The sequence below is a fragment of the Streptomyces morookaense genome (genome assembly GCF_013030945.1).
Classification (GTDB): domain Bacteria; phylum Actinomycetota; class Actinomycetes; order Streptomycetales; family Streptomycetaceae; genus Streptomyces; species Streptomyces morookaensis.
Map to the genome: position 1 here is coordinate 13,968 of NZ_JABBXF010000039.1, position 24,060 is coordinate 38,027.

The 24,060-nt window shown below is 71.5% G+C and carries 20 protein-coding genes and 1 pseudogene; 13 read left to right on the forward strand and 8 right to left on the reverse strand.

From position 1 onward, the window contains the following. The first annotated feature begins 199 nt into the window (after positions 1-199). The 4 genes from HG542_RS17850 (at position 200) to HG542_RS17865 (ending at position 4,584) form a co-directional block, all read left to right on the forward strand. On the forward strand, positions 200-1,210 hold the full coding sequence (locus tag HG542_RS17850; RefSeq protein WP_171082625.1) for a polyprenyl synthetase family protein: 1,011 nt from the start codon (positions 200-202) through the stop codon (positions 1,208-1,210). A gap of 238 nt (positions 1,211-1,448) precedes the next feature. Beyond that, positions 1,449-2,705 carry a LolA family protein gene (locus HG542_RS17855; RefSeq protein WP_171082627.1) on the forward strand — a complete coding sequence of 419 codons (1,257 nt, stop codon included), beginning with the start codon at positions 1,449-1,451 and terminating at the stop codon, positions 2,703-2,705. Between the two features lie 78 nt (positions 2,706-2,783). Beyond that, entirely contained in the window at positions 2,784-3,722 is a 939-nt protein-coding gene (locus HG542_RS17860; protein ID WP_308438090.1) for an ABC transporter ATP-binding protein, read from the forward strand. Beyond that, positions 3,709-4,584, forward strand: a complete 876-nt coding sequence (locus HG542_RS17865) for an ABC transporter permease (RefSeq protein ID WP_171082631.1) — start codon at positions 3,709-3,711, stop codon at positions 4,582-4,584. The genes HG542_RS17860 and HG542_RS17865 overlap by 14 nt, the downstream gene beginning before the upstream one ends. 34 nt (positions 4,585-4,618) lie before the next feature. On the opposite strand, the gene HG542_RS17870 is transcribed toward HG542_RS17865, so the two are convergent. Further along, positions 4,619-5,560, reverse strand: coding sequence for a M28 family metallopeptidase (locus tag HG542_RS17870; protein WP_229922867.1), 942 nt, complete (start codon positions 5,558-5,560; stop codon positions 4,619-4,621). Between the two features lie 63 nt (positions 5,561-5,623). After that, positions 5,624-6,616: an EamA family transporter RarD gene (gene rarD, locus HG542_RS17875; protein ID WP_227727381.1), complete on the reverse strand. Its 993-nt coding sequence runs from the start codon at positions 6,614-6,616 to the stop codon at positions 5,624-5,626. Positions 6,617-7,001: 385 nt separating this feature from the next. Here rarD and HG542_RS34400 point away from each other — a divergent pair, with 385 nt between their 5' ends. Continuing rightward, positions 7,002-7,850 carry a hypothetical protein gene (locus tag HG542_RS34400; RefSeq protein ID WP_176606671.1) on the forward strand — a complete coding sequence of 283 codons (849 nt, stop codon included), beginning with the start codon at positions 7,002-7,004 and terminating at the stop codon, positions 7,848-7,850. A gap of 92 nt (positions 7,851-7,942) precedes the next feature. Here the strand turns inward: HG542_RS34400 and HG542_RS17885 are convergent, their stop codons facing one another. From HG542_RS17885 to HG542_RS17910, 6 genes are all read right to left on the reverse strand, one after another. Next, complete coding sequence (locus tag HG542_RS17885; RefSeq protein ID WP_171082634.1) at positions 7,943-9,952, reverse strand: APC family permease; 2,010 nt, start codon at positions 9,950-9,952, stop codon at positions 7,943-7,945. A 96-nt stretch (positions 9,953-10,048) separates the two neighbouring features. Beyond that, positions 10,049-11,116, reverse strand: a complete 1,068-nt coding sequence (locus tag HG542_RS17890) for a 2-oxoacid:ferredoxin oxidoreductase subunit beta (protein WP_171082635.1) — start codon at positions 11,114-11,116, stop codon at positions 10,049-10,051. Then, entirely contained in the window at positions 11,109-13,049 is a 1,941-nt protein-coding gene (locus HG542_RS17895; protein ID WP_171082636.1) for a 2-oxoacid:acceptor oxidoreductase subunit alpha, read from the reverse strand. The genes HG542_RS17890 and HG542_RS17895 overlap by 8 nt, the downstream gene beginning before the upstream one ends. A 302-nt stretch (positions 13,050-13,351) precedes the next feature. Further along, positions 13,352-14,023 carry a response regulator gene (locus tag HG542_RS17900; RefSeq protein WP_308111395.1) on the reverse strand — a complete coding sequence of 224 codons (672 nt, stop codon included), beginning with the start codon at positions 14,021-14,023 and terminating at the stop codon, positions 13,352-13,354. Positions 14,024-14,092: 69 nt separating this feature from the next. Beyond that, on the reverse strand, positions 14,093-15,418 hold the full coding sequence (locus tag HG542_RS17905) for a sensor histidine kinase (RefSeq protein ID WP_227727378.1): 1,326 nt from the start codon (positions 15,416-15,418) through the stop codon (positions 14,093-14,095). 93 nt (positions 15,419-15,511) lie between these two features. Continuing rightward, positions 15,512-16,669, reverse strand: coding sequence for a sensor histidine kinase (locus HG542_RS17910; RefSeq protein ID WP_171082640.1), 1,158 nt, complete (start codon positions 16,667-16,669; stop codon positions 15,512-15,514). Positions 16,670-16,807: 138 nt separating this feature from the next. Here HG542_RS17910 and HG542_RS17915 point away from each other — a divergent pair, with 138 nt between their 5' ends. From HG542_RS17915 to HG542_RS17950, 8 genes and pseudogenes are all read left to right on the forward strand, one after another. Further along, complete coding sequence (locus tag HG542_RS17915) at positions 16,808-17,224, forward strand: NADH-quinone oxidoreductase subunit A (protein WP_171082641.1); 417 nt, start codon at positions 16,808-16,810, stop codon at positions 17,222-17,224. Further along, the gene (locus tag HG542_RS17920; RefSeq protein ID WP_171082643.1) at positions 17,215-17,823 is read left to right on the forward strand and encodes an NADH-quinone oxidoreductase subunit B; all 609 of its coding nucleotides are present in this window, start codon (positions 17,215-17,217) and stop codon (positions 17,821-17,823) included. The genes HG542_RS17915 and HG542_RS17920 overlap by 10 nt, the downstream gene beginning before the upstream one ends. Beyond that, positions 17,823-19,172, forward strand: a pseudogene (locus HG542_RS17925) (NADH-quinone oxidoreductase subunit C); the annotation flags it as partial. The gene HG542_RS17920 and the pseudogene HG542_RS17925, both read left to right, overlap by 1 nt. Positions 19,173-19,597: 425 nt before the next feature. Beyond that, positions 19,598-20,563 (forward strand): complex I subunit 1/NuoH family protein, encoded by a 966-nt coding sequence (locus tag HG542_RS17930; protein ID WP_171082646.1) that lies wholly within the window; start codon positions 19,598-19,600, stop codon positions 20,561-20,563. After that, a complete protein-coding gene (locus HG542_RS17935) occupies positions 20,563-21,120 on the forward strand; it encodes a NuoI/complex I 23 kDa subunit family protein (RefSeq protein WP_171082648.1) in 558 nt (185 codons plus the stop codon). Before HG542_RS17930 ends, HG542_RS17935 begins: the two co-directional genes overlap by 1 nt. After that, positions 21,117-21,701 carry an NADH-quinone oxidoreductase subunit J family protein gene (locus tag HG542_RS17940; protein WP_171082649.1) on the forward strand — a complete coding sequence of 195 codons (585 nt, stop codon included), beginning with the start codon at positions 21,117-21,119 and terminating at the stop codon, positions 21,699-21,701. Before HG542_RS17935 ends, HG542_RS17940 begins: the two co-directional genes overlap by 4 nt. Beyond that, positions 21,701-22,066 carry an NADH-quinone oxidoreductase subunit NuoK gene (gene nuoK / locus HG542_RS17945; RefSeq protein WP_171082652.1) on the forward strand — a complete coding sequence of 122 codons (366 nt, stop codon included), beginning with the start codon at positions 21,701-21,703 and terminating at the stop codon, positions 22,064-22,066. Before HG542_RS17940 ends, nuoK begins: the two co-directional genes overlap by 1 nt. Next, the gene (locus HG542_RS17950) at positions 22,063-24,054 is read left to right on the forward strand and encodes an NADH-quinone oxidoreductase subunit 5 family protein (protein WP_171082654.1); all 1,992 of its coding nucleotides are present in this window, start codon (positions 22,063-22,065) and stop codon (positions 24,052-24,054) included. Before nuoK ends, HG542_RS17950 begins: the two co-directional genes overlap by 4 nt. Positions 24,055-24,060: the final 6 nt, after the last annotated feature.

The following is a 24,060-nucleotide window of genomic DNA, read 5'->3' on the forward strand; positions in this document are numbered from 1 at the left end:
CAGCCCGTCCGGCGTTTGCGTGGACGGCCCCCGGAAGGGGCGCTCCACGCAGGGGGCGAAAGGATTGCGCCACGGGGCGGCCGGGCCGGAAAGGGCGGGCGCCGAGGGTGATCGACAGCCGACCGGATACGCTGACTTTCGGTGGAGACAGCGACACATCGACAAACCCCGTAGTCGCAGGCAGACAGGAGTACCCCTCGTGACCGTCGTCGGGCCTTTCGGGCTGAGCGTGCGGGACCAGGCTCTTGAAGCCGATGTCCAGGCCGGGCTGGCCGCCGTCGAGGAGGGCCTCCTGGAGGCCACCAAGAGCGAAGTGCCCTTCATCACCGAGGCCGCCCAGCACCTGGTCCGGGCCGGCGGCAAGCGGTTCCGGCCGCTGCTGGTGTCGCTCGCCGCGCAGTTCGGCGACCCGTACGCCCCCGGCGTGGTGCCCTCGGCCGTCGTCGTCGAGCTCACCCACCTGGCCACGCTCTACCACGACGACGTCATGGACGAGGCCGCGGTGCGCCGCGGCGTGCCCAGCGCCAATTCCCGCTGGGGCAACTCCGTGGCCGTCCTGACCGGCGACTTCCTCTTCTCCCGCGCGTCGCAGATACTCGCCGATCTCGGCCCGGAGGCCGTCCGCATCCAGGCCGAGGCCTTCGAGCGCCTGGTGACCGGCCAGATCCTGGAGACGGCGGGCCCGCGCGACGGGCGCGACCCCGTCGAGCACTACCTGGACGTCATCGCGGGCAAGACCGGCTCGCTGATCGCCGTCTCCGGCCGCTACGGCGCCATGATGTCCGGCGCGGACGAGGGTGTCGTCGAGATCCTCACCCACTACGGGGAGCGGCTCGGCACCGCCTTCCAGCTCGCCGACGACGTCCTGGACATCGCCAGCGACTCCCACGAGTCCGGCAAGACGCCCGGCACGGACCTGCGCGAGGGCATCCCCACCCTGCCCGTGCTGCACCTGCGGGCCCACGCCGAGGCCACCGGCGCGCCCGCGGACCTGGAGCTGTGCGCGCTGCTCGACGGCGACCTGTCCGACGACGCGGTCCACGCCGAGGTGCTGCGCAGACTGCGCGCCCACCCGGCGCTGGAGCAGGCGCGGCGCGACACCGTGCGCTACGCCCAGGAGGCCCGCGCGATCCTGGCGCCGCTGCCCGCCTGCCCGGCGAAGGCCGCGCTGGAGGAGCTGTGCGACGCCGTGGTGCACCGCGCGGGCTGACGGGCTGACGGTGCGTCGGTGACGGGTGTTCCGCCGCGCGGCGGGCCCGTCATCGTTCCGTGTCATACCCGAGGCGTACGCCGAGTTGATCCCGTCGGCTGATGACCGTCCACGGCCGCTTTGGTGGAATGGAAGACGTCCCCACCACCGAGCGGTCGGGCCACTGTTGAGCCTTGGGTGGGGACACACGTAAGTCTTACGACGTGCAAGACCGCCGCAGACGACGGAGGTAGAGCACATGGCACGGATCCAGCCGACACCAGAGGCCGACGGCACCGCCGGGGCCACGGGCCGCCGCAAGGCCGTCCGTTACGCGGTTCCGGTCGTGGTGGCGGGCGTCGCCGCGTCGGCCATCGGGATCGGCTCCGCCCTCGCGAGCTCCGGCGCCCCCGACCTTCCCAAGATCAGCGCGCAGGACCTGATAGCGAAGATGGCCGCGTCCGACACCCGGCAGATGTCGGGCACGGTGAAGATCAGCACGGACCTCGGCCTGCCCGCCCTGCCCTCGGGCCTCTCGCTGGGCGGCGGCGCCAAGGGCGGTGGCGGGAAGGGCGGCGATGCCTCCCCGCAGGCCAAGCTCACCGAACTCGCCTCCGGCACGCACACGCTGCGGGTGGCCTCCGACGGTCCGGACAAGCAGCGGCTCTCGGTCGTAGAACAGTCCGCCGAGTACAGCGTCGTCCGCAACGGCGACCAGGTGTGGGCGTACGACAGCGCGAGCAACACCGCGTACCACTCCAAGGCGCAGCAGGGGCAGCACGGCGGCAGCAACTCCCGTGAGGGCATGCCCGGTGACGTGAAGGACGCCTCGCCGCAGGAGCTGGCCAAGAAGGCCCTCGCCGCGGCTGACGACACCACGGCGGTCACGGTCGACGGCACGGCGAAGGTGGCCGGGCGGGACACCTACCAGCTGCTGATCAAGCCCAAGCAGTCCGAGACCACGGTCGGTTCCATCCGGATCGCGGTGGACGCGAAGAACGGCGTGCCGCTGAAGTTCACGCTCTCGCCGAAGAGCGGCGGCAAGGCCGTGGTCGACGCGTCGTTCACCAAGGTGGACTTCGGCAAGCCGGCGGCGGACACGTTCTCGTTCACCCCGCCGAAGGGCGCCAAGGTGACCGAGGGCGGCAAGGAGGTCGGCAAGGAGGCGAAGGGCGGCAGGCTCCCGGAGGGCCTCGACGGTCTGACCGGCGGCGCCGGCCACGAGGGCGGCTCGAAGGTCATCGGCAAGGGCTGGGCGTCCATCGCCGAGTTCAAGGGCGACAAGGCCGCGGTCCCCGGCAAGGGCAGGAGCCAGGGCGCCGACAAGAACGCCGGCAAGAACGGCGACGCGTCCAAGCTGCTGGACAGCTTCGGCTCCAAGGTGACGGGCGACTTCGGCTCCGGCCGGGTCTTCAGCACCCGGATCGTCAACGCCCTGATGACGGACGACGGCAGGGTCTACGTCGGTGCGGTCTCCAAGGACGCGCTGATCAAGGCGGCGGACGCGGCCAAGTAAGCCGTGTCCCGATGTCACCCCGGCCGTCGCCGGGCCGGGGTGACACGCGCGTCGGCGAAAGCCGGCGGAAGGAGACCTGTGGTGGACGAACCGGTGATCGAGACGCACGCGCTCACCAAGCGCTACGGCCGCGGCCGGCCGGCCGTCGACGGCCTCGGCCTCGTCGTGCCGCGCGGCAGCGTCTTCGGCTTCCTCGGCCCCAACGGCTCCGGGAAGACGACCACGATCCGCATGCTCATGGGCCTGATCGAGCCGACGTCGGGTGTCGCCCGGGTCCTCGGCGAGCCGATGCCGCGGGCGGGGCAGCGGGTGCTGCCCCGGGTGGGCGCCCTCATCGAGGGCCCCGCGCTCTACGGCTTCCTCAGCGGCCGCGACAACCTCGTCCGGCTCGACTCCGCCGACCCCGCCGCGGACCCCCGCACCCGGGCCGCCCGGGTCGGCGAGGCGCTGGACCGGGTGGGGCTCGCGAACGCCGCGGCCAAGAAGGCCCGGGCGTACTCGCTCGGCATGAAGCAGCGACTCGGCCTGGCGGCAGCCCTGTTGCAGCCGCGCGAGCTGCTGGTGCTCGACGAGCCGACCAACGGCCTCGACCCGCAGGGCATGCGCGAGATCCGCACCCTGGTGCGCGACCTGGCCGCCGGCGGCACCACGGTCTTCCTCTCCTCCCACCTCCTGGACGAGATCGAGCAGGTCTGCACGCACGTGGCGGTGATGTCCCGGGGCCGGCTGCTCACCCAGGGCACGGTGGCCGGACTGGCCTCCTCCGTGCGCGGCCGGCTGTCCGTCACCACGCCCGACACGGCCGAGGCCGTGCGCGTCCTGAAGGAGCACGGTGTGAACGACCTGGTGGTCACCGACGACCGCGTGACGGGCGAACTGCCCGCCGGCGAACTGGCGGACCTCAACGCCGCACTGGTCCGCGCGGACGTCCGGGTACGGGCCTTCGGCGCCCAACGGGCATCCCTGGAGGACGCGTTCGTGGCACTCACCGGGGAGGGTTTCGATGTCGCAGGCTGACGTGCTGCCGATACGGCCGGGGCGCCCGAACCCGCTGTGGCGCCTCTCCCTCTTCCGCAACGAGACCGTCACCGTGTTCCGCCGCTGGCGCACCCTGGCGCTGCTGGGCGTGCTGGCGGCCGTGCCGGTGCTGGTGGGCATCGCGGTGAAGCTGGAGACCGGGCGCGGCGGGGGCGACGGCGGCGGGGGAGGCCCCGCCTTCATCAACCAGGTCACCAACAACGGCCTGTTCCTTGTCTTCACGTCCCTGGCGGTGACGCTGCCCTTCTTCCTCCCCATGGCGGTGGGCGTCGTGGCGGGCGACTCCGTCGCCGGCGAGGCATCCGCCGGCACGCTGCGCTACCTGCTCGTGGCCCCCGCCGGCCGGACCCGGCTGCTGCTCGCCAAGTACGCGTCCACGCTGGTCTTCTGCCTGGCGGCGACGCTGGTCGTGGCGGTGTCCGCGCTGACGGTCGGGGCCCTGCTCTTCCCGCTGGGCGACGTGACCCTGATCAGCGGGACGACGGTGTCCTTCGGCGACGGCCTGCTGCGGGCCCTGGCCATCGCGGGCCTCGTGGCGGCATCGCTGACCGGCCTGGCGGCACTGGGCCTGTTCGTCTCGACGCTCACCGACAGCGGCATCGCGGCGATGGCGACGACGGTCGGCCTGCTGATCACGGTGCAGATCCTGGACCAGTTCCCGCAACTGCACGCGGTGCAGCCCTACCTCTTCCCGCACTACTGGCAGAGCTTCGCGGACCTGCTGCGGGACCCGGTCTGGGGCGAACAACTGCTCCGCAACCTGGGGCTGCAGGCGCTGTACGTGGCGGTGTTCGGCTCGGCGGCGTGGGCGAGGTTCACGACGCGGGACGTGACGGCGTGAGGGAGCCGGGGCCCCGGGGCCCCGGCGGCCCCCGTTACGAGTTGCTGCTCAGCTTCCACACCGCGGAGGCAATGGCCGCCGTATTGGTGCCGAGCGCGGTGTCGTCCAGGTTCTTGGACGTATCGCACGCCTGGTGATAGCAGGCGTCGAATGCCTGCCCGGCCGTCCCGCCCCACTGCGCCGCCTGCGCATCCGTCTTGATGTAGTCGGCCCCGCTGAACAGCCCGCCCACGGGGATCCCGGCGTCCTGGAAGGGCGCGTGGTCCGACCGGCCGTCTCCCTCGTGGTCGACCTCGGTCGCGATGTTCTTCGCCGCGAACCAGTTCTCGAAGAGTCCCTGCAGCCGGGAGTCGTACCCGTAGACGAAGTAGCCGGGGTTCGGCGAGCCGATCATGTCGAAGTTCAGATACTCGTCGATCTTCGAACGGTCGGCGCCGGACAGCTTGTCGACGTAGTTCGTGGAGCCGACCATCCCGAGCTCCTCCGCCCCCCACCACCCGAACCTCAGGTGCTTGTCCGGCTTGTAGCCGGAGCGGGCGACGGCGAGGGCGACTTCCAGGACGCCGGCCGAGCCGGAGCCGTTGTCGTTGATGCCGGGGCCGCGGGTGACGGAGTCGAGGTGCGAGCCGGCGAAGACGACGTGGTTCGGGTCGCCGCCCGGCCAGTCGGCGACGAGGTTGTAGCCGGTGGACCCGTTGGACGTGAACCGCTGGACGGTCGTGGTGTATCCGGCCGCGTCCAGCTTGCTCTTGATGTAGTCGAGCGAGGCCTTGTAGCCGCTGCGCCCGTGGGCGCGGTTGCCGCCGTTGGCGTCGGCTATGGACTGGAGCCGGTCGAGGTGCGCCTTGATGTCGGCGACGGGTATGTCGGGCGCGTCGGCGGCCGTTGCGGGGCGCGCCGCGGATGCCGGTATGGAGGACGAGCCGATGAGGGCGGCGGCGAGCAACGCCGCAGCAAGGTGGGTTCTGGGACGCATGTGGGGGGCTCCCAACTCAGTGCTTGACGTGAGCATGATGCTGGGTGGCCCCCCGGACGTGCGTCAAGAGCGGATTTCGGACACCGGATTCCGCTTATCGGAGGGCGGGTTGGCCGCGGTCGAGGCCTTCTCCTGCGCGCCCCGCAACTCGACGCGCGCCTTCCGCGCCGTCCGCAGCGCATCCCCGACCAGCAGCGCCAGCGCCAGCCACACCAGGGCGAAGCCCGCCCAGCGCTCGGCCGGCATCGCCTCGTGGAAGACGGCCAGTCCCAGGGCGAACTGGAAGACCGGCGCGAGGTACTGCACCATCCCGATCACGGTGAGCGGCAGCCGCACGGCGGCCACGCCGAAGCAGATGAGCGGCAGCGCGGTGAGCGCGCCCGAACTCATCATCAGCAGCGCGTGCCCGGTGCCGTGGCCGGTGAAGGTGCTGTGCCCCTGTGCCCCGAGGAAGACGAGGAAGCCGAGCGCGGGCAGGAACTGCACGGCCGTCTCGGCGGCGAGCGACTCCAGCCCGCCGAGCCCCACCCGCTTCTTCACCAGGCTGTACGAGCTGAACGTGGCGGCGAGTGCGAGGGAGATCCACGGCGGCTTCCCGTAGGCCACGGTCATCACGACCACCGCCGCCGCGCCCACCCCGACGGCCACCCACTGCGCGGTCCGCAGCCGCTCGCGCAGGATGAGCACGCCGAAGGCGATGCTCACGAGCGGGTTGATGAAGTACCCCATGGACGTCTCGACGACGTGCCCGGAGTTCACGCCCCAGATGTAGACGGCCCAGTTCACGGAGATGAAGACGGCACCGAGCGCGATCATCCCGATCCGTTTGGGCTGCCGCAGGAGCGGCCGTATCCACCCCCAGTGCCGCGTCACGGCCAGCACGACGACGACGGCCACGAGCGACCACACCATGCGCTGCGCGAGGATCTCGGCCGCGCCGGCGGGCTTGAGCAGCGGCCAGTACAGCGGGAAGAGACCCCAGATCGTGTACGCGGCGATGCTGCAGATCAACCCCGTACGGGTCTCACTCCGTGCGGACGGCAGGTTCGACGTCAAGGTCCCTCCCTGGGTGGTGGCGGATGAATACGACCCAGCGAAGTTAGCGCCGCGGGCGGGTGGATGTCATTCGCGTCTCGCGTGACGGTCATGACATTGCCGGCTCTGATAGAACAAACAACCGCACGTTCCCGAGGGAGCGCGCGGGCAATTCCATGTATTGAGTTCAACTCGGGGGATATTCGTGGCAACTCCGCCGCAACCTCAGCAGCAGCCTGCCTCCTTCGGCCCTCCGCAGGGCTTCCCGCCCCAGCCGGCGCCGCCCGGCGGCGCGGCCTGGGGACAGCCGGGATTCGCCGCCCAGCCGCCGCACTCGGGCTGCCGGCTGTGCGGCGCCGTACCGACAGTCGAGGCAACGGTCCGGGGACACCAGGGCATTCTCGTCATGATGAGGTTCCTGAAGCTCGACGGCCCCTTCTGCCGGACGTGCGGTACGGCCGTGCTGCGCGACATGACGGCGAAGACGATGTGGCAGGGCTGGTGGAGCCCGATCTCGCTCGTCATCATCACGCCCTTCACGCTCATCTGGAACGCGGTCGTCAACGCCAAGCTGAAGAAGCTCGCGCCTCCGGTCCCCGGCCAGCCGGGTCAGCAGCTGGACCCGGGCAAGCCGCTGCTGCAACGGCCCGCCATCTATTTGGCGTTGATACCGATCATCTGGTTCACCCTCCTCATCATCCAGATCGTCACGGACGGCGGATTGTCCAGCAGCTCGGGCAGCTCGGGGGGTGACACCGGTTTCCACGCCTCGGACAACAACAAGCCGCAGAAGACGCTCAAGCTCGGCCAGCCCAGCGCCCAGGCCCAGGAGGTCCAACGCAACGGCAAGACCGGCAAGTTCACCATCACGCCGCAGCGCGTGGTCATGGGCAAGCCGTCCGACCTCGCCGAGCTCGACGACAAGAACAAGGACAAGTACCAGGGCAAGACCCTGGCCTGGGTCTACGTGAACGCCAAACTGGTCGGCGGCGACGCCCCCATCGAGGGCCCCATGATCGGCAGCGACGTCGGAGTCCTGTCGGAGGGCGACGAGCCGGGCACCGGCCTGATCCTCATAGGCGACCTGAGCAGCAGGCCGGCCGACTGCAAGGAGGAGGACACGACGGCCACATGGCAGAAGGGGGACGAACACAGCTTCTGCCGGCCGTTCATCGTCCCGGACGGCAAGAAGCTCACGACCGTCACCTACTCCCGCGGCTTCAGCGCGGCGCCGCTGAAGTGGACGGTCGACTAGGACTTACGCCCGCCGCATCCCTTCCGACAGCGCAAATCACGAATTTCACCGTGAGGAACGAGGATTTGCGCTGCCGGAAGGGCTTGCCCCCCTCACACATCCGCCTCCGGTTCCACCTTCCGCCCCGTCCGGAACCGTTCCATCGCCCGTGTCACGTCGAACGGCAGGATCGTCACCGCCACATTGGGCAGCTGCTCCAGGACGCGGGCGATCTCGTTGCCCGTGTCGCGGTGCAACAGCCGTCCCATGGGCGTCGAATGGGTGCGCCGTGGGATCAGGAGGGTGAGGGCCGTCGTGCCGTCCTCCGTCGTGCGGGCCGCGAGTTCCGCCACGGCGCGGCGGAGGCGGCGGTCCGGGCAGTTGACGACTCCCAATGGGACCGTGGTGCCCGGGGTTTCGTCCCAGCGGGCGATCAGGCGCCGCGCCCTCGCCTCGTCGATCATGAAGTGGACGGCCCGGACCTCGTCCGGGCGCAGTTCGTGGGCGTAGCGCAGGGCCTTGACCGTCGCCAGGTCGAGGCCGTCGACGAGGACGTACACCACGTGCCGGCGCCACCGCGGCCCGTCCGCCGTGAACGTCGGGACGTTCTCCAGCGCCTCGGCCTCCTCGCGGTACTGGCGGTTGATGCGGATCAACGCCCAGACGCCGAGCGGGAAGACGACGACGACCAGCCACGCGCCCTCCGTGAACTTGGTGATCGCGAAGATCACGACGACGAGCGCGGAGGTCACGGCCGCGGCCAGGTTCACCGCGATCTTGATGCGGCGGTACGGCTCGTCGAGCCGCCAGTGGTGGGCGGTCATGCCGGCGGCCGCCATGGTGAAGCCGGTGAAGACGCCGATGGCGTAGAGCGCCACGAGCTTGTCGACGCTGCTGCCCGTGACGAAGAGCAGGGCGAGGGAGACGACCGTGAGGCAGATGATGCCGTTGGAGAAGGCGAGGCGGTGACCGCGCCGCGTCAGCTGGCGGGGCAGGAAGCGGTCCTCGGCGACGAAGCTGGCGAGGAACGGGAAGCCCGTGAAAGGGGTGTTGGCGCCCGTGTAGAGGATCAGCGCCGTCGCCAGCTGGACGTACACCAGGCCCACCGTGCCCGCCCAGCTGCTGCCGAAGATGAGGTGGGCCTCCTGTGCGATGACGGTCGGGTTGCCGTCGACATAGGGGATCGCGTGCGTGAAGTGGGCGAGGGTGGAGACGCCGAGCACCATGATGCCGAGGATGATGCTCATCGCGGTGAGCGTGCGGCGGGCGTTGATGCCCTGCGGGCTGCGGAAGGCGGAGACGCCGTTGGAGATGGCCTCCAGACCGGTGAGCGAGGAGCCGCCGTTGGCGAACGAGCGGAGCACCATGAACAGCGAGGTGCCGTACAGCCAGCCGCTGCCGGAGGTGCCGAGCGGGATGGCGCCGTGCGCGTGCACGTCGGCGTGCGGCAGCCCGGTGGTCAGGGCGCGGACCAGGCCGACGGCCAGTATCAGGGCGACGGCCACCATGAAGAGGTAGGCCGGGGCGGCGAAGGCCCGGCCCGCTTCGCGGATGCCGCGCAGATTGCCGTACATCAGCACCACCACCACGCCCGCGGTGATGGGGAGCTTGAGGTGGTCCATGCCGGTGTAGCCGTTGCCCACGAGGTGGGCGAGGGAGATCAGCGCATCGGTGCCGGCGGCGGTCTGGACGGCGACGGTGACGATGTAGTCGACGAGCAGGGCGACGGCCGCGATCTGGGCGATGCGCGGCCCGAAGTTCTCGCGGGCGACGACGTACGAGCCGCCGGCGCGGGTGTAGACGGAGACGACGTCCCGGTAGGAGAGCGTCAGGAGCAGCAGGACCAGCAGGATCGCGCCGGTCACCGGCATCAGCAGTGTGAACGCCGCGACGCCGACGACGGGGACGAGGATGCGCAGCATCTCCTCGCTGCCGTACGCGGTGGAGGAGATGCAGTCGGAGGCGAGGACGCCGAGGGCCAGCGGGTTGGAGAGTTTCTCCGCGGCGAGCTGCTCGGTGACGAGCGGGGGGCCGAGGAGACGGCGTTTGACGCGGTAGGCGAACCGGTCGCGGATGACGACGGGCGCGCCGTCCCCGTCCAGGGGCGCTTTTGAGTCGGCCATGGCCATATCAGAACGGTTCCCGGGCCGAAACACCGTCAGACGCCCCGGCCGGGCACCCGATTCGGGTCCCCGGCAGGGGCACGGCAGCGGTGCGGACTAACCGACGACGGTCCATGTGTCGTTGCCGGCGAGCAGCGCGGCGAGGTCGCCCTTGCCCTGCTGTTCGACGGCGGCCTCCAGTTGGTCGGCCATGAGCGTGTCGTAGACGGGCCGGTCGACGCTGCGGAAGACGCCGATGGGCGTGTGGTGCAGCGTGGTGGGGTCCGCGAGGCGGGAGAGCGCGAACGCGGTGGTGGGGGACGTCGCGTGGGCGTCGTGCACCAGGATCTGCGCCTCGTTCTCCGCGGTCACGTCGACGACCTTCAGGTCACCGGTTGCCGGGTCGCGGACGACGCCCTTGGCGTCGTCGGTCCCGAAGCGGATCGGCCGGCCGTGTTCCAGGCGGATCACGGCCTCCTGCGCCTGCTGCTTGTCCTTCAGTACCTCGAAGGCGCCGTCGTTGAAGATGTTGCAGTTCTGGTAGATCTCGACCAGCGCGGTGCCCGGGTGTTCGGCGGCCTGGCGCAGCACCTCGGTGAGGTGTTTGCGGTCGGAGTCGACGGTGCGGGCGACGAAGGAGGCCTCCGCGCCGATGGCCAGCGAGACCGGGTTGAAGGGGGCGTCCAGCGAGCCCATCGGCGTCGACTTGGTGATCTTGCCGACCTCGGAGGTGGGGCTGTACTGGCCCTTGGTGAGGCCGTAGATCCGGTTGTTGAAGAGGAGGATCTTGAGGTTGACGTTGCGCCGGAGGGCGTGGATGAGGTGGTTGCCGCCGATGGACAGCGCGTCGCCGTCGCCCGTGACCACCCAGACGCTCAGGTCCCGCCGGGAGGAGGCCAGCCCCGTGGCGATGGCCGGGGCGCGGCCGTGGATGGAGTGCATCCCGTAGGTGTTCATGTAGTACGGGAAGCGGGAGGAGCAGCCGATGCCGGAGACGAAGACGATGTTCTCCTTCGCCAGGCCGAGTTGGGGCATGAAGCCCTGCACGGCGGCGAGGATGGCGTAGTCGCCGCAGCCGGGGCACCAGCGCACTTCCTGGTCGGACTTGAAGTCCTTCATGGACTGCACGGCTTCGGCCTTCGGCACCAGCTTGAGTGCTTCGATGCCCGGGAGCGTCTCAGTCATTGATGGCCTCCTTGAGCACATCGGCGAGCTGCTCGGCCTTGAACGGCATTCCGCTCACCTGGGTGTAGGAGCGGATGTCCTTCAGGTACTTCGCCCGCAGCAGGGTGGCGAGCTGGCCGAGGTTCATCTCCGGCACGACCACCTTCTCGTAACGCCCGAGAACTTCCCCGAGGTTCCCCGGGAAGGGGTTGAGGTGGCGCAGGTGGGCCTGGGCGACGGTGCCGCCCGCGGCGCGCACCCGGCGCACGGCCGCCGTGATCGGCCCGTACGTCGAGCCCCAGCCCAGTACGAGCAGCTTCGCGTCGCCCGTGGGGTCGTCCACGGCGAGATCGGGTACGGCGATGCCGTCGATCTTGGCCTGCCGGGTGCGGACCATGAAGTCGTGGTTGGCCGGGTCGTAGGAGATGTTGCCCGTGCCGTCCTGCTTCTCGATGCCGCCGATGCGGTGCTCCAGGCCCGGGGTGCCGGGCACGGCCCAGGGGCGGGCCAGCGTCTGCGGGTCGCGTTTGTACGGCCAGAAGACCTCGGTGCCGTCGGCGAGCTCGTGGTTGGGGGAGGCGGCGAACTGCACGCGCAGATCGGGGAGTTCGTCCATCTCCGGGATCCGCCACGGCTCGGAGCCGTTGGCCAGGTAGCCGTCGGAGAGCAGGAAGACCGGGGTGCGGTACGTGAGCGCGATACGGGCCGCATCCAGGGCCGCGTCGAAGCAGTCGGCCGGGGTGCGCGGCGCGACGACGGGCACCGGCGCCTCGCCGTTGCGCCCGTACATCGCCTGCAGCAGGTCGGCCTGTTCGGTCTTGGTCGGCAGGCCGGTCGAGGGCCCGCCGCGCTGGATGTCGACGATCAGCAGCGGCAGTTCGAGCGAGACCGCCAGGCCGATGGTCTCCGACTTCAGGGCGACACCGGGACCGGAGGTGGTGGTCACCGCCAGCGAACCGCCGAACGCGGCGCCCAGGGCGGCGCCGATACCGGCGATCTCGTCCTCGGCCTGGAAGGTGCGCACGCCGAAGTTCTTGTGCTTCGACAGCTCATGGAGGATGTCGGAGGCCGGGGTGATCGGGTACGAGCCCAGGTAGAGCGGCAGATCCGCCTGCCGGCCCGCGGCGATCAGACCGTACGCCAGCGCGAGGTTGCCGGAGATGTTGCGGTAGGTGCCCGCCGGGAACGCGGACGTCGCCGGGGCGACCTCGTAGGAGACCGCGAAGTCCTCCGTGGTCTCACCGAAGTTCCAGCCGGCCCGGAAGGCCGTCACATTCGCCTCGGCGATGTCCGGCTTCTTCGCGAACTTCTTCCGCAGGAACGCCTCGGTGCTGTCCGTCGGCCGGTGGTACATCCACGACAGCAGACCGAGCGCGAACATGTTCTTGCTGCGCTCCGCCTCCTTGCGGGAGAGGCCGAACTCCTTGAGCGCCTCGATCGTGAGCGTCGTCAGCGGCACGGGGTGGACGTTGTAGCCGTCCAGGGTGCCGTCCTCCAGCGGGCTGGAGTCGTAACCCACCTTCGCCATCGCACGTTTGGCGAACTCGTCCGTGTTGACGATGATCTCGCCGCCGCGCGGCACATCCCCCAGGTTGGCCTTCAGCGCGGCCGGGTTCATCGCCACCAGCACATTGGGGGCGTCGCCCGGGGTGAGGATGTCGTGGTCGGCGAAGTGCAGCTGGAACGAGGACACGCCCGGCAGAGTGCCTGCAGGAGCACGGATCTCGGCCGGGAAGTTCGGCAGCGTCGACAGGTCATTGCCGAAAGAAGCCGTCTCCGACGTGAAACGGTCTCCCGTGAGCTGCATACCGTCACCCGAGTCGCCCGCGAACCGGATGATCACCCGGTCCAGCCGGCGGATCTCCTTGACGAGCGGGGCCGCCCCGGGCGGGGAGTCCCCACGGGGCTCGGCGGAATCGGCCTGTCCGGCCGGGCTGCTGACCTGGCTGGTCACTGCTTCGGACCTCCCTCATGGCGGCGCCGCGCCGGTGGTGGTGCCGAGCGGCGTTCCCATGGCCATCGTACGGGGGCAGGCCTTGGGTCCCTCGGGAGGAGTGCTTGATCGGTCGAGCGGTTTGGTGGGTATTTGTTCCTGTTTATCGCGATCTGGATGCTCGTCGTGAGCCGACGTCGGCACACGGTTCTAGTAATCCATTGGTCCCGGTCCGCCGGTCCTACGTCCGCCGGGAGCGCCCCTCCGCTTGGTGCCGGACGGGGGGAACCGGCCTGGGGAACCCCCCGACGTATGACATTCCGTCAGGACTTCAGATAGGTCAGCACCGCGAGCACGCGCCGGTGATCCCCGTCACTCGGCGACAGGCCCAGCTTCAGGAAGATGTTGCTGACGTGCTTCTCCACCGCACCGTCGCTCACCACCAACTGCCGTGCGATGGCCGAGTTCGTGCGCCCCTCGGCCATCAGGCCCAGCACCTCGCGCTCCCGCGGGGTGAGTCCCGCCAGCACGTCCTGCTTGCGGCTGCGGCCCAGCAACTGGGCGACGACCTCGGGGTCCAGCGCCGTGCCGCCCTGCGCGACGCGCACCACCGCGTCCACGAACTCCCGGACCTCGGCGACCCGGTCCTTCAGCAGGTAGCCCACGCCCCGCGTGCTGCCTGCCAGCAGCTCGGTCGCGTACTGCTCCTCCACGTACTGGGAGAGCACCAGCACGCCCAGGTCCGGGTGCTCGCGACGCAGCCGGACGGCGGCGCGCACGCCTTCGTCCGTGTGCGTCGGGGGCATGCGGACGTCGGCGACCACCACATCGGGCAGGGCGTTCTCGTCCGCGAACTCCTTGATGACCTTCAGCAGTGCCTCGGCGTCGCCCACGCCCGCGACGACCTCGTGCCCCCGATCGGTCAGCAGCCGGGTCAGGCCCTCCCGGAGCAGCACCGAATCCTCGGCGATGACCACCCGCACCCTGTCCTCCACGCTCTCAGGCCTGTTCACGCTCCCAGCATCGCAGCAAGCGCGCCCCCGAAGGGGCGCGGGGAACCAGAACTACCGATCCCGCCAGGGCAACTCCGCCGTGACGACGGTCGGCCCGCCGACCGGCGAATCGACGACGAGCACCCCGTCGATGGACCCGAGCCGCTCGGCGAGGCCCGCGAGCCCGCTCCCGGTGGCGGTGGTCGCACCGCCACACCCGTCGTCCAGCACCTGCAACATCAGGCGATCACCGGACCGCCACACCTCCACGCGCCCCGCGCGTGCCCGGCTGTGCTTGCCGATGTTCTGCAGGAGTTCGGAGACGGTGAAGTAGGCGATGCCCTCGATGGCGGGAGCGGGCCGGCCGTCCAGGTCGGCCGAGACGCCCACCGGGACGGTGCAGCGCGCGGCCAGCGCCGACAGGGCGGGCCCCAGGCCGCGGTCGGTGAGGATGGCGGGGTGGATGCCGCGGGCGAGGTCGCGCAGCTCCTGCAGGGCGAGCTTCAGCTCGCCGTGCGCCTCGTCGACCATCTTGGCGGCGGCCTCGGGGTCGTCCGGCAGCTTGTCCTTGGCCAGGCCGAGGTCCATGGCGAGGGCGACGAGACGGGCCTGGGCGCCGTCGTGCAGGTCGCGTTCGATGCGGCGCAGGTCGGCGGCCGCGGTGTCGACGGCCACGCCGCGGTCCTGCTCCAGCTCGGCCACCCGGGTCGCCAGCCGGGACGGGCCCAGCAGGCCCGTCACCATCAGCCGGTCCACGTGCGCGAAGCCGCGGATCACCCATGCGGTGCCCAGCACCAGCAGCAGGCCGAGCGCGCTGGTCGCCACGATGGCGAAGGGGCCGCCGAGGTAGACGGCGTGCCCGTCGGCGTTGCCGTAGAGCTGGATGCCGGGGTGGCCGACGTAGGTGGGGAAGACCCACTGCCAGGCCGGGTACAGGAGCATCGCCCAGCTGTACGTCCACAGCGTCACCGAGACGCAGAACGCGAACACCGCCCACGGGAAGTGCAGCACCGCGTAGAGCATGTGCCGCCACGACGTACCGCTCTTGAGCAGGGCACCCACCCAGGACAGGGGGCCGCTGCGGCCGTTGCGGATGCGCGGGTTCACCGGCTCGGGCTCGGCGATGTCGAGGCGCAGCAGCGCGCGGGCCCGCGCACGCTCCAGCGCGCCGAACCCGCGCGTGCCGGCGAGCGCCAGGGCGAGCACCGGCACGCCGAGGAAGGTGACGAGCAGGCCCGTGCCGAGGGTGGTCATCACGACGGCGTAGCAGAAGAAGAAGACGGCCAGAGGGAAGCCGAGCACCAGGTGGAGGAACTCCCGCCAGGTGCGGCTCTCCAGCGGTGCGCGCAGCGCGGCGGGCACCCGGGGGCTGATGGTGGTTGCGTGGTGGATCGCCATACGTCCACCCTTCCGGGAGGAGGGGAGCGGAACCATCCGGTGGATCGGTGTCCTGGGGGTGGGGATGTCCCCACCCCCGGACCCCGGCAGCCGCTACCGATCCCGCCAGGGCAGCTCGGCCGTGACGACGGTCGGCCCGCCGACCGGCGAATCGACGACGAACATCCCGTCGACGGACCCGAGCCGCTCGGCGAGGCCCGCCAGACCGCTCCCGGTGGCGGTGGACGCACCGCCGCACCCGTCGTCGCGGACCTGGAGCATGAGGCGGTCCGCCGACCGCCACACCTCCACGCGCGCCGTGAGCGCCCGGCTGTGCTTGCTGATGTTCTGCAGGAGTTCGGAGACGGTGAAGTAGGCGATGCCCTCGATGGCGGGGGCGGGACGGGTCTCCAGGTCCACCGCGACGGAGACCGGCACCGTGCAGCGGCCCGCCACGGAGGACAGTGCCGCGTCCAGGCCGCGGTCGGTGAGCACGGCCGGGTGGATGCCGCGGGCGAGGTCGCGCAGCTCCTGCAGGGCGAGCTTCACCTCGCCGTGCGCCTCGTCGACCATCTTCGCCGCCACTTCCGGGTCCTCCAGCAGCTTCTCCTTGGCCAGGCCCAGTCCCATGGCGAGGGCGACGAGACGGGCCTGGGCGCCGTCGTGCAGATCGCGTTCGATCCGGCGCAGGTCGGCGGCCGCGGTGTCGACGACGACGCCGCGGTCCTGCTCCAGCTCCGCGATGCGCCGCTCCAGTTCGCTCGACGGGCACAGCAGGCCGCGCACCATGGTCCGGTCGACGTTGGTCAGCAGCCGGGCGATGTACCCGAGGACCGGCCAGGCGACGAAGAGCGAGACCATGACGAGGGCGAAGGTGAGGATGCCCCAGGGCAGCCGGACGAACCCGTACAGCGTGGCGCGCCAGCCGACCGGGTCCTTCAGGGTCGTCCACAACCAGCCGAAGAATCCGCGGTTCGAGCGGCCCCGCGAGCGGGCCAGCGGGCTCGGCTCGTCGATGTGCACGCCCAGCAGGCGGCGGGCCCGGCGCCGCTCCAGCCGGCCCAGCTGCCGCGCGCCCGTCAGGCCCGCGGCCAGCAGCGGCAGTCCGATGACGGTGACCGCCAGGCCGATGCCGGCGTAGAGCCACAGGGAGACATAGAAGAAGGCGACGACGGCCTCCGGCAGGTTGATCAGGAGGTGTGCGATCTCCTTCCATGTCCGCGCGTCGAATGCGGGACGAGGTGCGGGCAGGTGGTCGTCGTCGGTGCTCATGGCCCCTAGCCTGCCCGTCCGGTGAGGCCTGTCGCCATGGGGGCCGCGGGTGGTGAGGGGTGGGGACAACCCCACCAGGGCCTAGACTCCCAGGCGTACAGATCGTCGAACAAACAGGACAGGGAGCGAGGGGCGGACGTGCCGGAGACGACCGTGCGCGCCGGTGGTGCCGACGTCCGGCTTGCCGCCGAGTACTTCCACAGCTATTCCGTCGTCGGCCTCCTCGCGGTGATCGGAGTCCTCTTCGTCGCCGTGGCCTTCGGCGCCGGGCGGCTGCTGCGGCCGGTGGTGCCGACGCCGGAGAAACTGCTGACGTACGAGTGCGGGGTGGACCCCGTCGGCGAGGGCTGGGCGCACACGCAGGTGCGCTATTACGTGTACGCGTTCCTGTACGTGATCTTCGCGGTGGACTCGGTCTTCCTGTTCCCGTGGGCGACGGTCTTCGCCGCGCCGGGCTTCGGCGGGGCCACGCTCGTGGAGATGTTCGTCTTCCTCGGGTTCCTCGCCGTCGGCCTGCTGTATGCATGGAAGAAGGGCGTCCTGGAATGGACGTGACACCGGACGTGACACCCGTGACCCCCGTCGACCTCCCCGAGCCCCGCCGCCTGGGGACCCTGGCCCGGCTGGCGCCCGAACCCATGAAGGTGATCCTGAACTGGGGCCGCCGCTACAGCCTGTGGGTCTTCAACTTCGGCCTGGCCTGCTGCGCGATCGAGTTCATCGCCGCGTCGATGGCCCGGCACGACTTCATCCGCCTCGGCGTCATCCCGTTCGCGCCCGGCCCGCGGCAGGCGGACCTCATGATCGTCTCCGGCACGGTGACGGACAAGATGGCCCCGGCCGTGAAGCGGCTGTACGAGCAGATGCCCGAGCCGAAGTATGTGATCTCCTTCGGCGCCTGCTCGAACTGCGGCGGTCCGTACTGGGACTCGTACTCCGTGACGAAGGGCGTGGACCAGATCATCCCCGTCGACGTCTACGTCCCCGGCTGCCCGCCGCGCCCCGAGGCGCTGCTGCAGGGCATCCTCAAGCTGCAGGAGAAGATCGCCGAGGAGTCGCTCGGCAAGCGGTACACCACCGACGCGCCGGTCGCGGCGCTGCGCAGCGGCCTGGTGACCCCGCCGCCGGCGCCCGGTGCCGGGGGGCGGGCCTGATGACGGCTGTCGGCTGGCTGCCGGAAGCCCCCGAGGCGCTCTTCGGAGAGGGCGCGACCGCGGAGGAGGCGTACGGCCTGCTCACGGTGGACGTCCCCGCGGAGTCCTGGATCACCACGCTGGAGACCGCCCGCGACCGGCTGGGCTGCACGTTCTTCGACTGGCTGAGCGCCGTGGACGAGCCCGGCACGGGCTTCCGCGTGTGCGCACACGTGGTGGGCCTCGCGGGCGGGGTGCACCGGCTGCTCGTCCGTACGACGGTGCCGCACGAGGCCCCGGTTCTCCCGACGGCGGTCGGCGTGTACGCCGGTGCGGAGTGGCACGAGCGCGAGACGCACGAGATGTTCGGCGTGGACTTCACGGGCCACCCGCACCTGGTCCCGCTCCTCCTCCCCGAGGGCTTCGAGGGCCACCCCCTGCGCAAGGACTTCGTCCTGGCGGCACGGGTGGCCAAGGCGTGGCCCGGCGCGAAGGAGCCGGGCGAACCGGCGGAAGGCGGCCCGAAGCGCCGCCAGATGCTGCCGCCGGGCGTCCCCGACCCGAACGAATGGGGCCCCCTGAAGGGCCAACTCCCTCCGGCCCCGGCCAGGCCGGCTCGCGCCGCACGCACGCCGGGTGCCTCCACGGACCGCCCGGTGCGGCGCACCCGCACGGCGGGCGAGGGCTCGGCGAGCCAGGCGGCCGAGGCGCCGGTGCGGCGGGCACGGAGTGCGAGTGAGGGTTCGGCAAGTCAGGCGGCTGAGGCTCCGGTGCGCCGGACGCGCAGTGCGAGTGAGGGTTCGGCGAGCCAGGCGGCTGCCGCCCCGGCGCGCCGCACCCGCAGCGCGGCCGACGGCTCGGCGAGCCAGCAGCCGGCCACGGCAGAACCGCGCTCGTCGGACGCCCCGTGGCACCACGCCCGCCCGGCCTTCGACTCTCCTGAACGACCCGAGGCGGCAGAGCCGCACACGGCCCCGGCGTCCGAACCGGCCCCCGGTGCCGGCGCACCGGCCGCGGCGCCCGAACCACCTTCCGGCCCGGCCGCAGGCGAACCGGCGGAGCCGCGTACCCCCGACGAGCCCGCCGCAGGCGAACCGGCCGGAGGCCCGGCCCCCGGTGGAGCCGGGAGCAGCCCGGAGCGGGACCCGGAGTCCGACCCCGAGCCCGCCGCAGGCGAACCGGCCGCGGCGCCGGAGCCGCGTACCCCCGACGAGCCCGCCGCAGGCGAACCGGCCGGAGGCCCGGCCCCCGGTGGAGCCGGGAGCAGCCCGGAGCGGGACCCGGAGTCCGACCCCGAGCCCGCCGCAGGCGAACCGGCCGCGGCGCCGGAGCCGCGTACCCCCGACGAGCCCGCCGCAGGCGAACCGGCCGGAGGCCCGGCCCCCGGTGGAGCCGGGAGCAGCCCGGAGCGGGACCCGGAGTCCGACCCCGAGCCCGCCGCAGGCGAACCGGCCGCGGCGCCGGAGCCGCGTACCCCCGACGAGCCCGCCGCAGGCGAACCGGCCGGAGGCCCGGCCCCCGGTGGAGCCGGGAGCAGCCCGGAGCGGGACCCGGAGTCCGACCCCGAGCCCGCCGCAGGCGAACCGGCCGCGGCGCCGGAGCCGCGTACCCCCGACGAGCCCGCCGCAGGCGAACCGGCCGGAGGCCCGGCCCCCGGTGGAGCCGGGAGCAGCCCGGAGCGGGACCCGGAGTCCGACCCCGAGCCCGCCGCAGGCGAACCGCGTACCCCGACCGAGCCCGCCGCAGGCGAATCCGGTGAACCCCGTCAGAACAACCCCGCCGGAGGCGACACCGTATGAGTGGCACCCTCGACGTCGTCCTGCGCCTGCTCGCCGTGTTCGTCGCGTTCATCGCGCTGCCGCTGGTCGTCGGGCAGACCGAGCACAAGGTCATGGCCCATATGCAGGGGCGCCTCGGGCCCATGTACGCCGGCGGGTTCCACGGGTGGGCGCAGCTCGTCGCCGACGGCGTGAAGTTCGCGCAGAAGGAGGACGTCGTCCCCGCGGGAGCGGACCGGCGGGTCTTCCAGCTCGCGCCCGTCGTCGCGCTGCTGCCGTACCTGCTCGTGCTCATCGCTATCCCGGTCGGACCGGGCAACGCCGTGGGGCAGTTCGTCGACGCCGGCATCTTTTTCGTCCTCGCCGTCATGGGCGTCGGCGTCCTCGGCTCGCTGATGGCCGGCTGGGCGTCGGCCAACAAGTTCTCCCTGCTGGGCGGCCTGCGCACCGCCGCCCAGCTGATGGCGTACGAGCTGCCGATGCTGCTCGCCGCCGCCTCGGTCGCCATGGCGGCCGGCACCGTCTCGCTGCCCGGCATCCTGGACGCCTTCCACTGGTGGTGGGTGCCCTGGCAGATCGTCGGCGGACTGGTCTTCTTCACGGCCGGCCTGGCCGAACTGCAGCGGCCGCCGTTCGACATGCCGGTCGCCGACTCGGAGATCATCTTCGGTGCGTACACCGAGTACACCGGCCTGCGCTTCGCGATGTTCCTGCTCGCGGAGTTCGCGGGCATCGTGGTTCTCTGCGCCCTGACCGCGGTCCTCTTCCTCGGCGGCTGGCACGGCCCCTTCGGGGCCGACGGCCTCGGCTGGCTGTGGACGCTGCTCAAGACGGCCGTGCTCGCGTTCGTCGTGATCTGGCTGCGCGTGAGCTATCCGCGGCTGCGCGAGGACCAGTTGCAGAAGCTGGCCTGGACCGTGCTCATCCCGCTCGCGCTCGCGCAGATCGCGCTGACCGGCATCGTGAAGGTGGCGATCCAGTAATGCCCGTCCCCGGCTCCGGCCTCGCCAAGGGCCTCGCCGTCACGCTCCGGACGATGACCCGTCGCTCGGTCACCGCCCAGTACCCGGACGTGCAGCCCGAACTGGCCCCCCGCACCCGCGGGGTCATCGGCCTGTTCGAGGAGAACTGCACCGTCTGCATGCTGTGCGCCCGCGAGTGCCCGGACTGGTGCATCTACATCGACTCCCACAAGGAGACCGTGCCCGCGGCCGTCCCCGGCGGCCGCGAACGCAGCCGGAACGTCCTCGACCGCTTCGCGATCGACTTCGCGCTGTGCATGTACTGCGGCATCTGCATCGAGGTGTGTCCGTTCGACGCCCTGTTCTGGTCGCCGGAGTTCGAGTACGCCGAGACGGACATCCACGAGCTCACCCACGAACGCGACCGGCTCCGCGAGTGGATGTGGACCGTCCCCGAGCCGCCCGCGCTCGACCCTGCGGCCGAGGAACCCAAGGAGATCGCGGCCGCCCGCAAGACGGCCGAGAAGCTGGCAGCACAGCAGGCGAAGGAAAACACCGAGGAAGGGGACAGCGCATGACCGGCCACACGCTCGCCGCGCAGGCGCCCGGCTTCCTCTCCCCCTCCGGCGTCGAGGTCGCCTTCCTCCTCGTCGGCATCGTCACCCTCGGCGCGGCCCTCATCACCGTCACCACCCGGCAGCTGGTGCACGCCGCCCTGTGGCTGGTGGTGGCGCTCGGCGGGCTCGCCGTGGAGTACCTGCTGCTGACCGCGGAGTTCATCGCCTGGGTACAGGTGCTGATCTACGTCGGCTCCGTCGTCGTGCTCCTCCTCTTCGGGCTGATGCTCACCAAGGCCCCCATCGGCCGCTCCCCGGACGCCGATTCGGGCAACCGCTGGGCCGCCCTCACGGTGGCCGTCGCGGCCGCGGCCGCGCTCGTCTGGGTCGTCGTGGACGCCTTCCGGACGACCTGGATCGACCTGCGCGGCTCCCCGCAGGGCACCACGAAGGTCACCGGCGACATCCTCTTCCGGCACTGGGTGCTGCCGTTCGAGGCCCTGTCCGTCCTGCTGCTCGCCGCACTGGTCGGCGCGATCGTCCTGTCCCGCAAGGGACAGGGGGAAAGACGCGGCGAAAGCGGAGAAGGGGAGCAGCACTGATGCATCTCGTCTATCCCGCCGTCCTCGCCGCCCTCCTCTTCTGCGTGGGCCTCTACGGCGTGCTCGCCCGGCGCAACGCGATCCTGGTCCTGATGTCCGTCGAGCTGATGCTCAACGCCGTCAACCTCAACCTCGTCGCCTTCGACGTGTGGCTGCGCGACACGCTCCACGCCGGACAGGCGCTCACCCTCTTCGTCATCGCCGTCGCCGCCGCCGAGATCGGCATCGGCCTGGCCATCGTCCTGCTCGTCCACCGCAACCGCGGCACCGCCGACATCGACCGGCTCCGCGACCTCAAGGAGACGCCGGACGACCGCCCCGAACGACCCGAGCAGGACCAGCAGAAGGCGGAGGCCGCCGCGTGACGACCACGACCACCGCCGTTCTCGTCCCCCTGCTGCCCTTCCTCGGCGCCGTCGCGGGTCTGCTCACCGGCCGCCGCGCGCCCGGATTCGTCCGGCCCCTCGCCGTGCTGCCGGCCGTGGCCGCGGCCGTGCTGGCCGTCGTCGTGGCCTGGCAGCAGGGCGGCGGCAAGGCCGTCGACGCGGCCACCCGGCTGACCCCGACCGGCTCCGTGCCGATCGACCTCGCCCTGCACCTGGACGGCTTCGCCGTGCTCGCCGCCGTCCTCGTCGGCGTCGTCGCGACCTGCGTCCAGCTGTACTCGACGGCCTACCTGCGCAACGACCCGCGCTACCCCTCCTACGCGGCCCTCGTCTCCCTCTTCACCTCCGCGATGCTGCTCGTCGTCTACTCCGGCGACCTGATGGTGCTGCTGGTCGGCTGGGAGGTCATGGGCATCTGCTCGTACTTCCTCGTCGGCCACTACTGGGAGACCAAGGAGGCGCGCGCGGCGTCCCTCAAGGCCTTCCTGGTCACCAAGTTCGGCGACGTCCCCTTCCTGATCGGCATCTTCGCGCTGGCCGCCGACGCCGGCACGTTCCGGATCAACGGCATCCTGACCGCCGCCGCGAACGGCGGCCTCGCGCACCCGACGCTGGACGCGCTGCTGCTGCTCGCCGGCGTCGCGGGCAAGTCCGCGCAGTTCCCGCTGCACACCTGGCTGCCCGACGCGATGGCCGGCCCCACCCCGGTGTCCGCGCTGATCCACGCCGCGACGATGGTCGCCGCCGGTGTGTACGTCGTCGCCCGGCTGCTGCCCGTCTTCACCGCCTCCACGGCCGCACTCGTCGTGCTCGCCGTGATGGCCGCCGTCACCATGGTCGGCTCGGCGCTCGCCGCGCTCGCGCAGGACGACATCAAGCGCGTCCTCGCCTACTCGACCATCGGCCAGCTCGGCTACATGACCGGCGCACTCGCCGTCGGCGACCGCAGTGCCGCCGTCTTCCACCTCCTCACGCACGGTGCGTTCAAGGCGCTCCTCTTCCTCGGGGCAGGCGTGATCATCCACGCCGCCGGCACCAACTCGCTGTCCGCGATGGCCCGCACGGGCGGCCTCGCCCGGCGCATCCCGGACGCGTACTGGACGATGACCGTCGCCCTGCTCGCGCTCGCCGCGATCCCTCCCTTCAGCGGCTTCTTCTCCAAGGAAGCCGTCCTCGGCGCCGCGGAGCACGCCGCCCGCGGCGAGGCGTCCGGCATCCCCGGCGCGGCCGGCTGGACCGTGCTGGCCGCAGGACTGCTCACCGCCCTGCTCACCGCCGCCTACGCGGGCCGCCTCTGGCTCATGGCCTTCCGCGGCACCGGTCCCGAGGCCGCGGACCACGGCCGGGAGCCCGTCGCCATAAACGCGGTGCTCTGGGTGCTGTTCGTGCCGGCCCTCGCGCTGGGCCTGGCCGCCTGGAAGCTGCCCGACTGGTTCGGCGGACACGCGCTGACCCCGACCCTCACCACCTCCGTCCTCGGCACCGGCTGTGCCCTGCTGGGCCTGGTCGCCGTCCACGCGGCCTGGCGCCGCTCCCGCGCGGTCACCGCGGCCGTCCCCATGGGCGCCGTGGCCGCCGACCCGGACGCCGCCCCCTATGTGTCCGAGACGGAGACCATCGCCACCCACGAGCAGGCCTACGGGAGCATCGCGGGCGCGCAGGACCCCGGCGACCCCGGCCGGCTGCTGCTCGGCCCCCTGCACCGGCACGCCGCCACCGGCTTCCACCTCGACGTCGTCTACTCCGCCCTGTTCGTCCGGCCCACCCGCGCCGCCGCCCGCCTGGCGCAGTTCCTCGACCGCGAGGTCGTCGAGACGTACGTGCGCGGTGCCGCCTCCGCCCCCGGGCTGCTCGGTGCCGCCGTGCGCCGGGCGCAGACCGGCAATGTGCAGACCTACCTCGGTGCCCTGTTCGCCGGCTCCGTCGTCCTGGCCGTCGCCGCCGTTCTCGTAGCCACCGGAGCCTGACCGTGA

Coding starts and splice junctions, on each gene's coding strand:
- nuoK (WP_171082652.1), top strand. CDS start 21,701: ATGCATCTCGTCTATCCCGCCGTCCTCGCCGCCCTCCTCTTCTGCGTG.
- HG542_RS34400 (WP_176606671.1), top strand. CDS start 7,002: ATGATGAGGTTCCTGAAGCTCGACGGCCCCTTCTGCCGGACGTGCGGT.
- HG542_RS17870 (WP_229922867.1), bottom strand. CDS start 5,560: ATGCGTCCCAGAACCCACCTTGCTGCGGCGTTGCTCGCCGCCGCCCTC.
- HG542_RS17885 (WP_171082634.1), bottom strand. CDS start 9,952: ATGGCCGACTCAAAAGCGCCCCTGGACGGGGACGGCGCGCCCGTCGTC.
- HG542_RS17920 (WP_171082643.1), top strand. CDS start 17,215: ATGGACGTGACACCGGACGTGACACCCGTGACCCCCGTCGACCTCCCC.
- HG542_RS17940 (WP_171082649.1), top strand. CDS start 21,117: ATGACCGGCCACACGCTCGCCGCGCAGGCGCCCGGCTTCCTCTCCCCC.
- HG542_RS17865 (WP_171082631.1), top strand. CDS start 3,709: ATGTCGCAGGCTGACGTGCTGCCGATACGGCCGGGGCGCCCGAACCCG.
- HG542_RS17855 (WP_171082627.1), top strand. CDS start 1,449: ATGGCACGGATCCAGCCGACACCAGAGGCCGACGGCACCGCCGGGGCC.
- HG542_RS17910 (WP_171082640.1), bottom strand. CDS start 16,669: ATGAGCACCGACGACGACCACCTGCCCGCACCTCGTCCCGCATTCGAC.
- HG542_RS17930 (WP_171082646.1), top strand. CDS start 19,598: ATGAGTGGCACCCTCGACGTCGTCCTGCGCCTGCTCGCCGTGTTCGTC.
- HG542_RS17905 (WP_227727378.1), bottom strand. CDS start 15,418: ATGGCGATCCACCACGCAACCACCATCAGCCCCCGGGTGCCCGCCGCG.
- HG542_RS17935 (WP_171082648.1), top strand. CDS start 20,563: ATGCCCGTCCCCGGCTCCGGCCTCGCCAAGGGCCTCGCCGTCACGCTC.
- HG542_RS17890 (WP_171082635.1), bottom strand. CDS start 11,116: ATGACTGAGACGCTCCCGGGCATCGAAGCACTCAAGCTGGTGCCGAAG.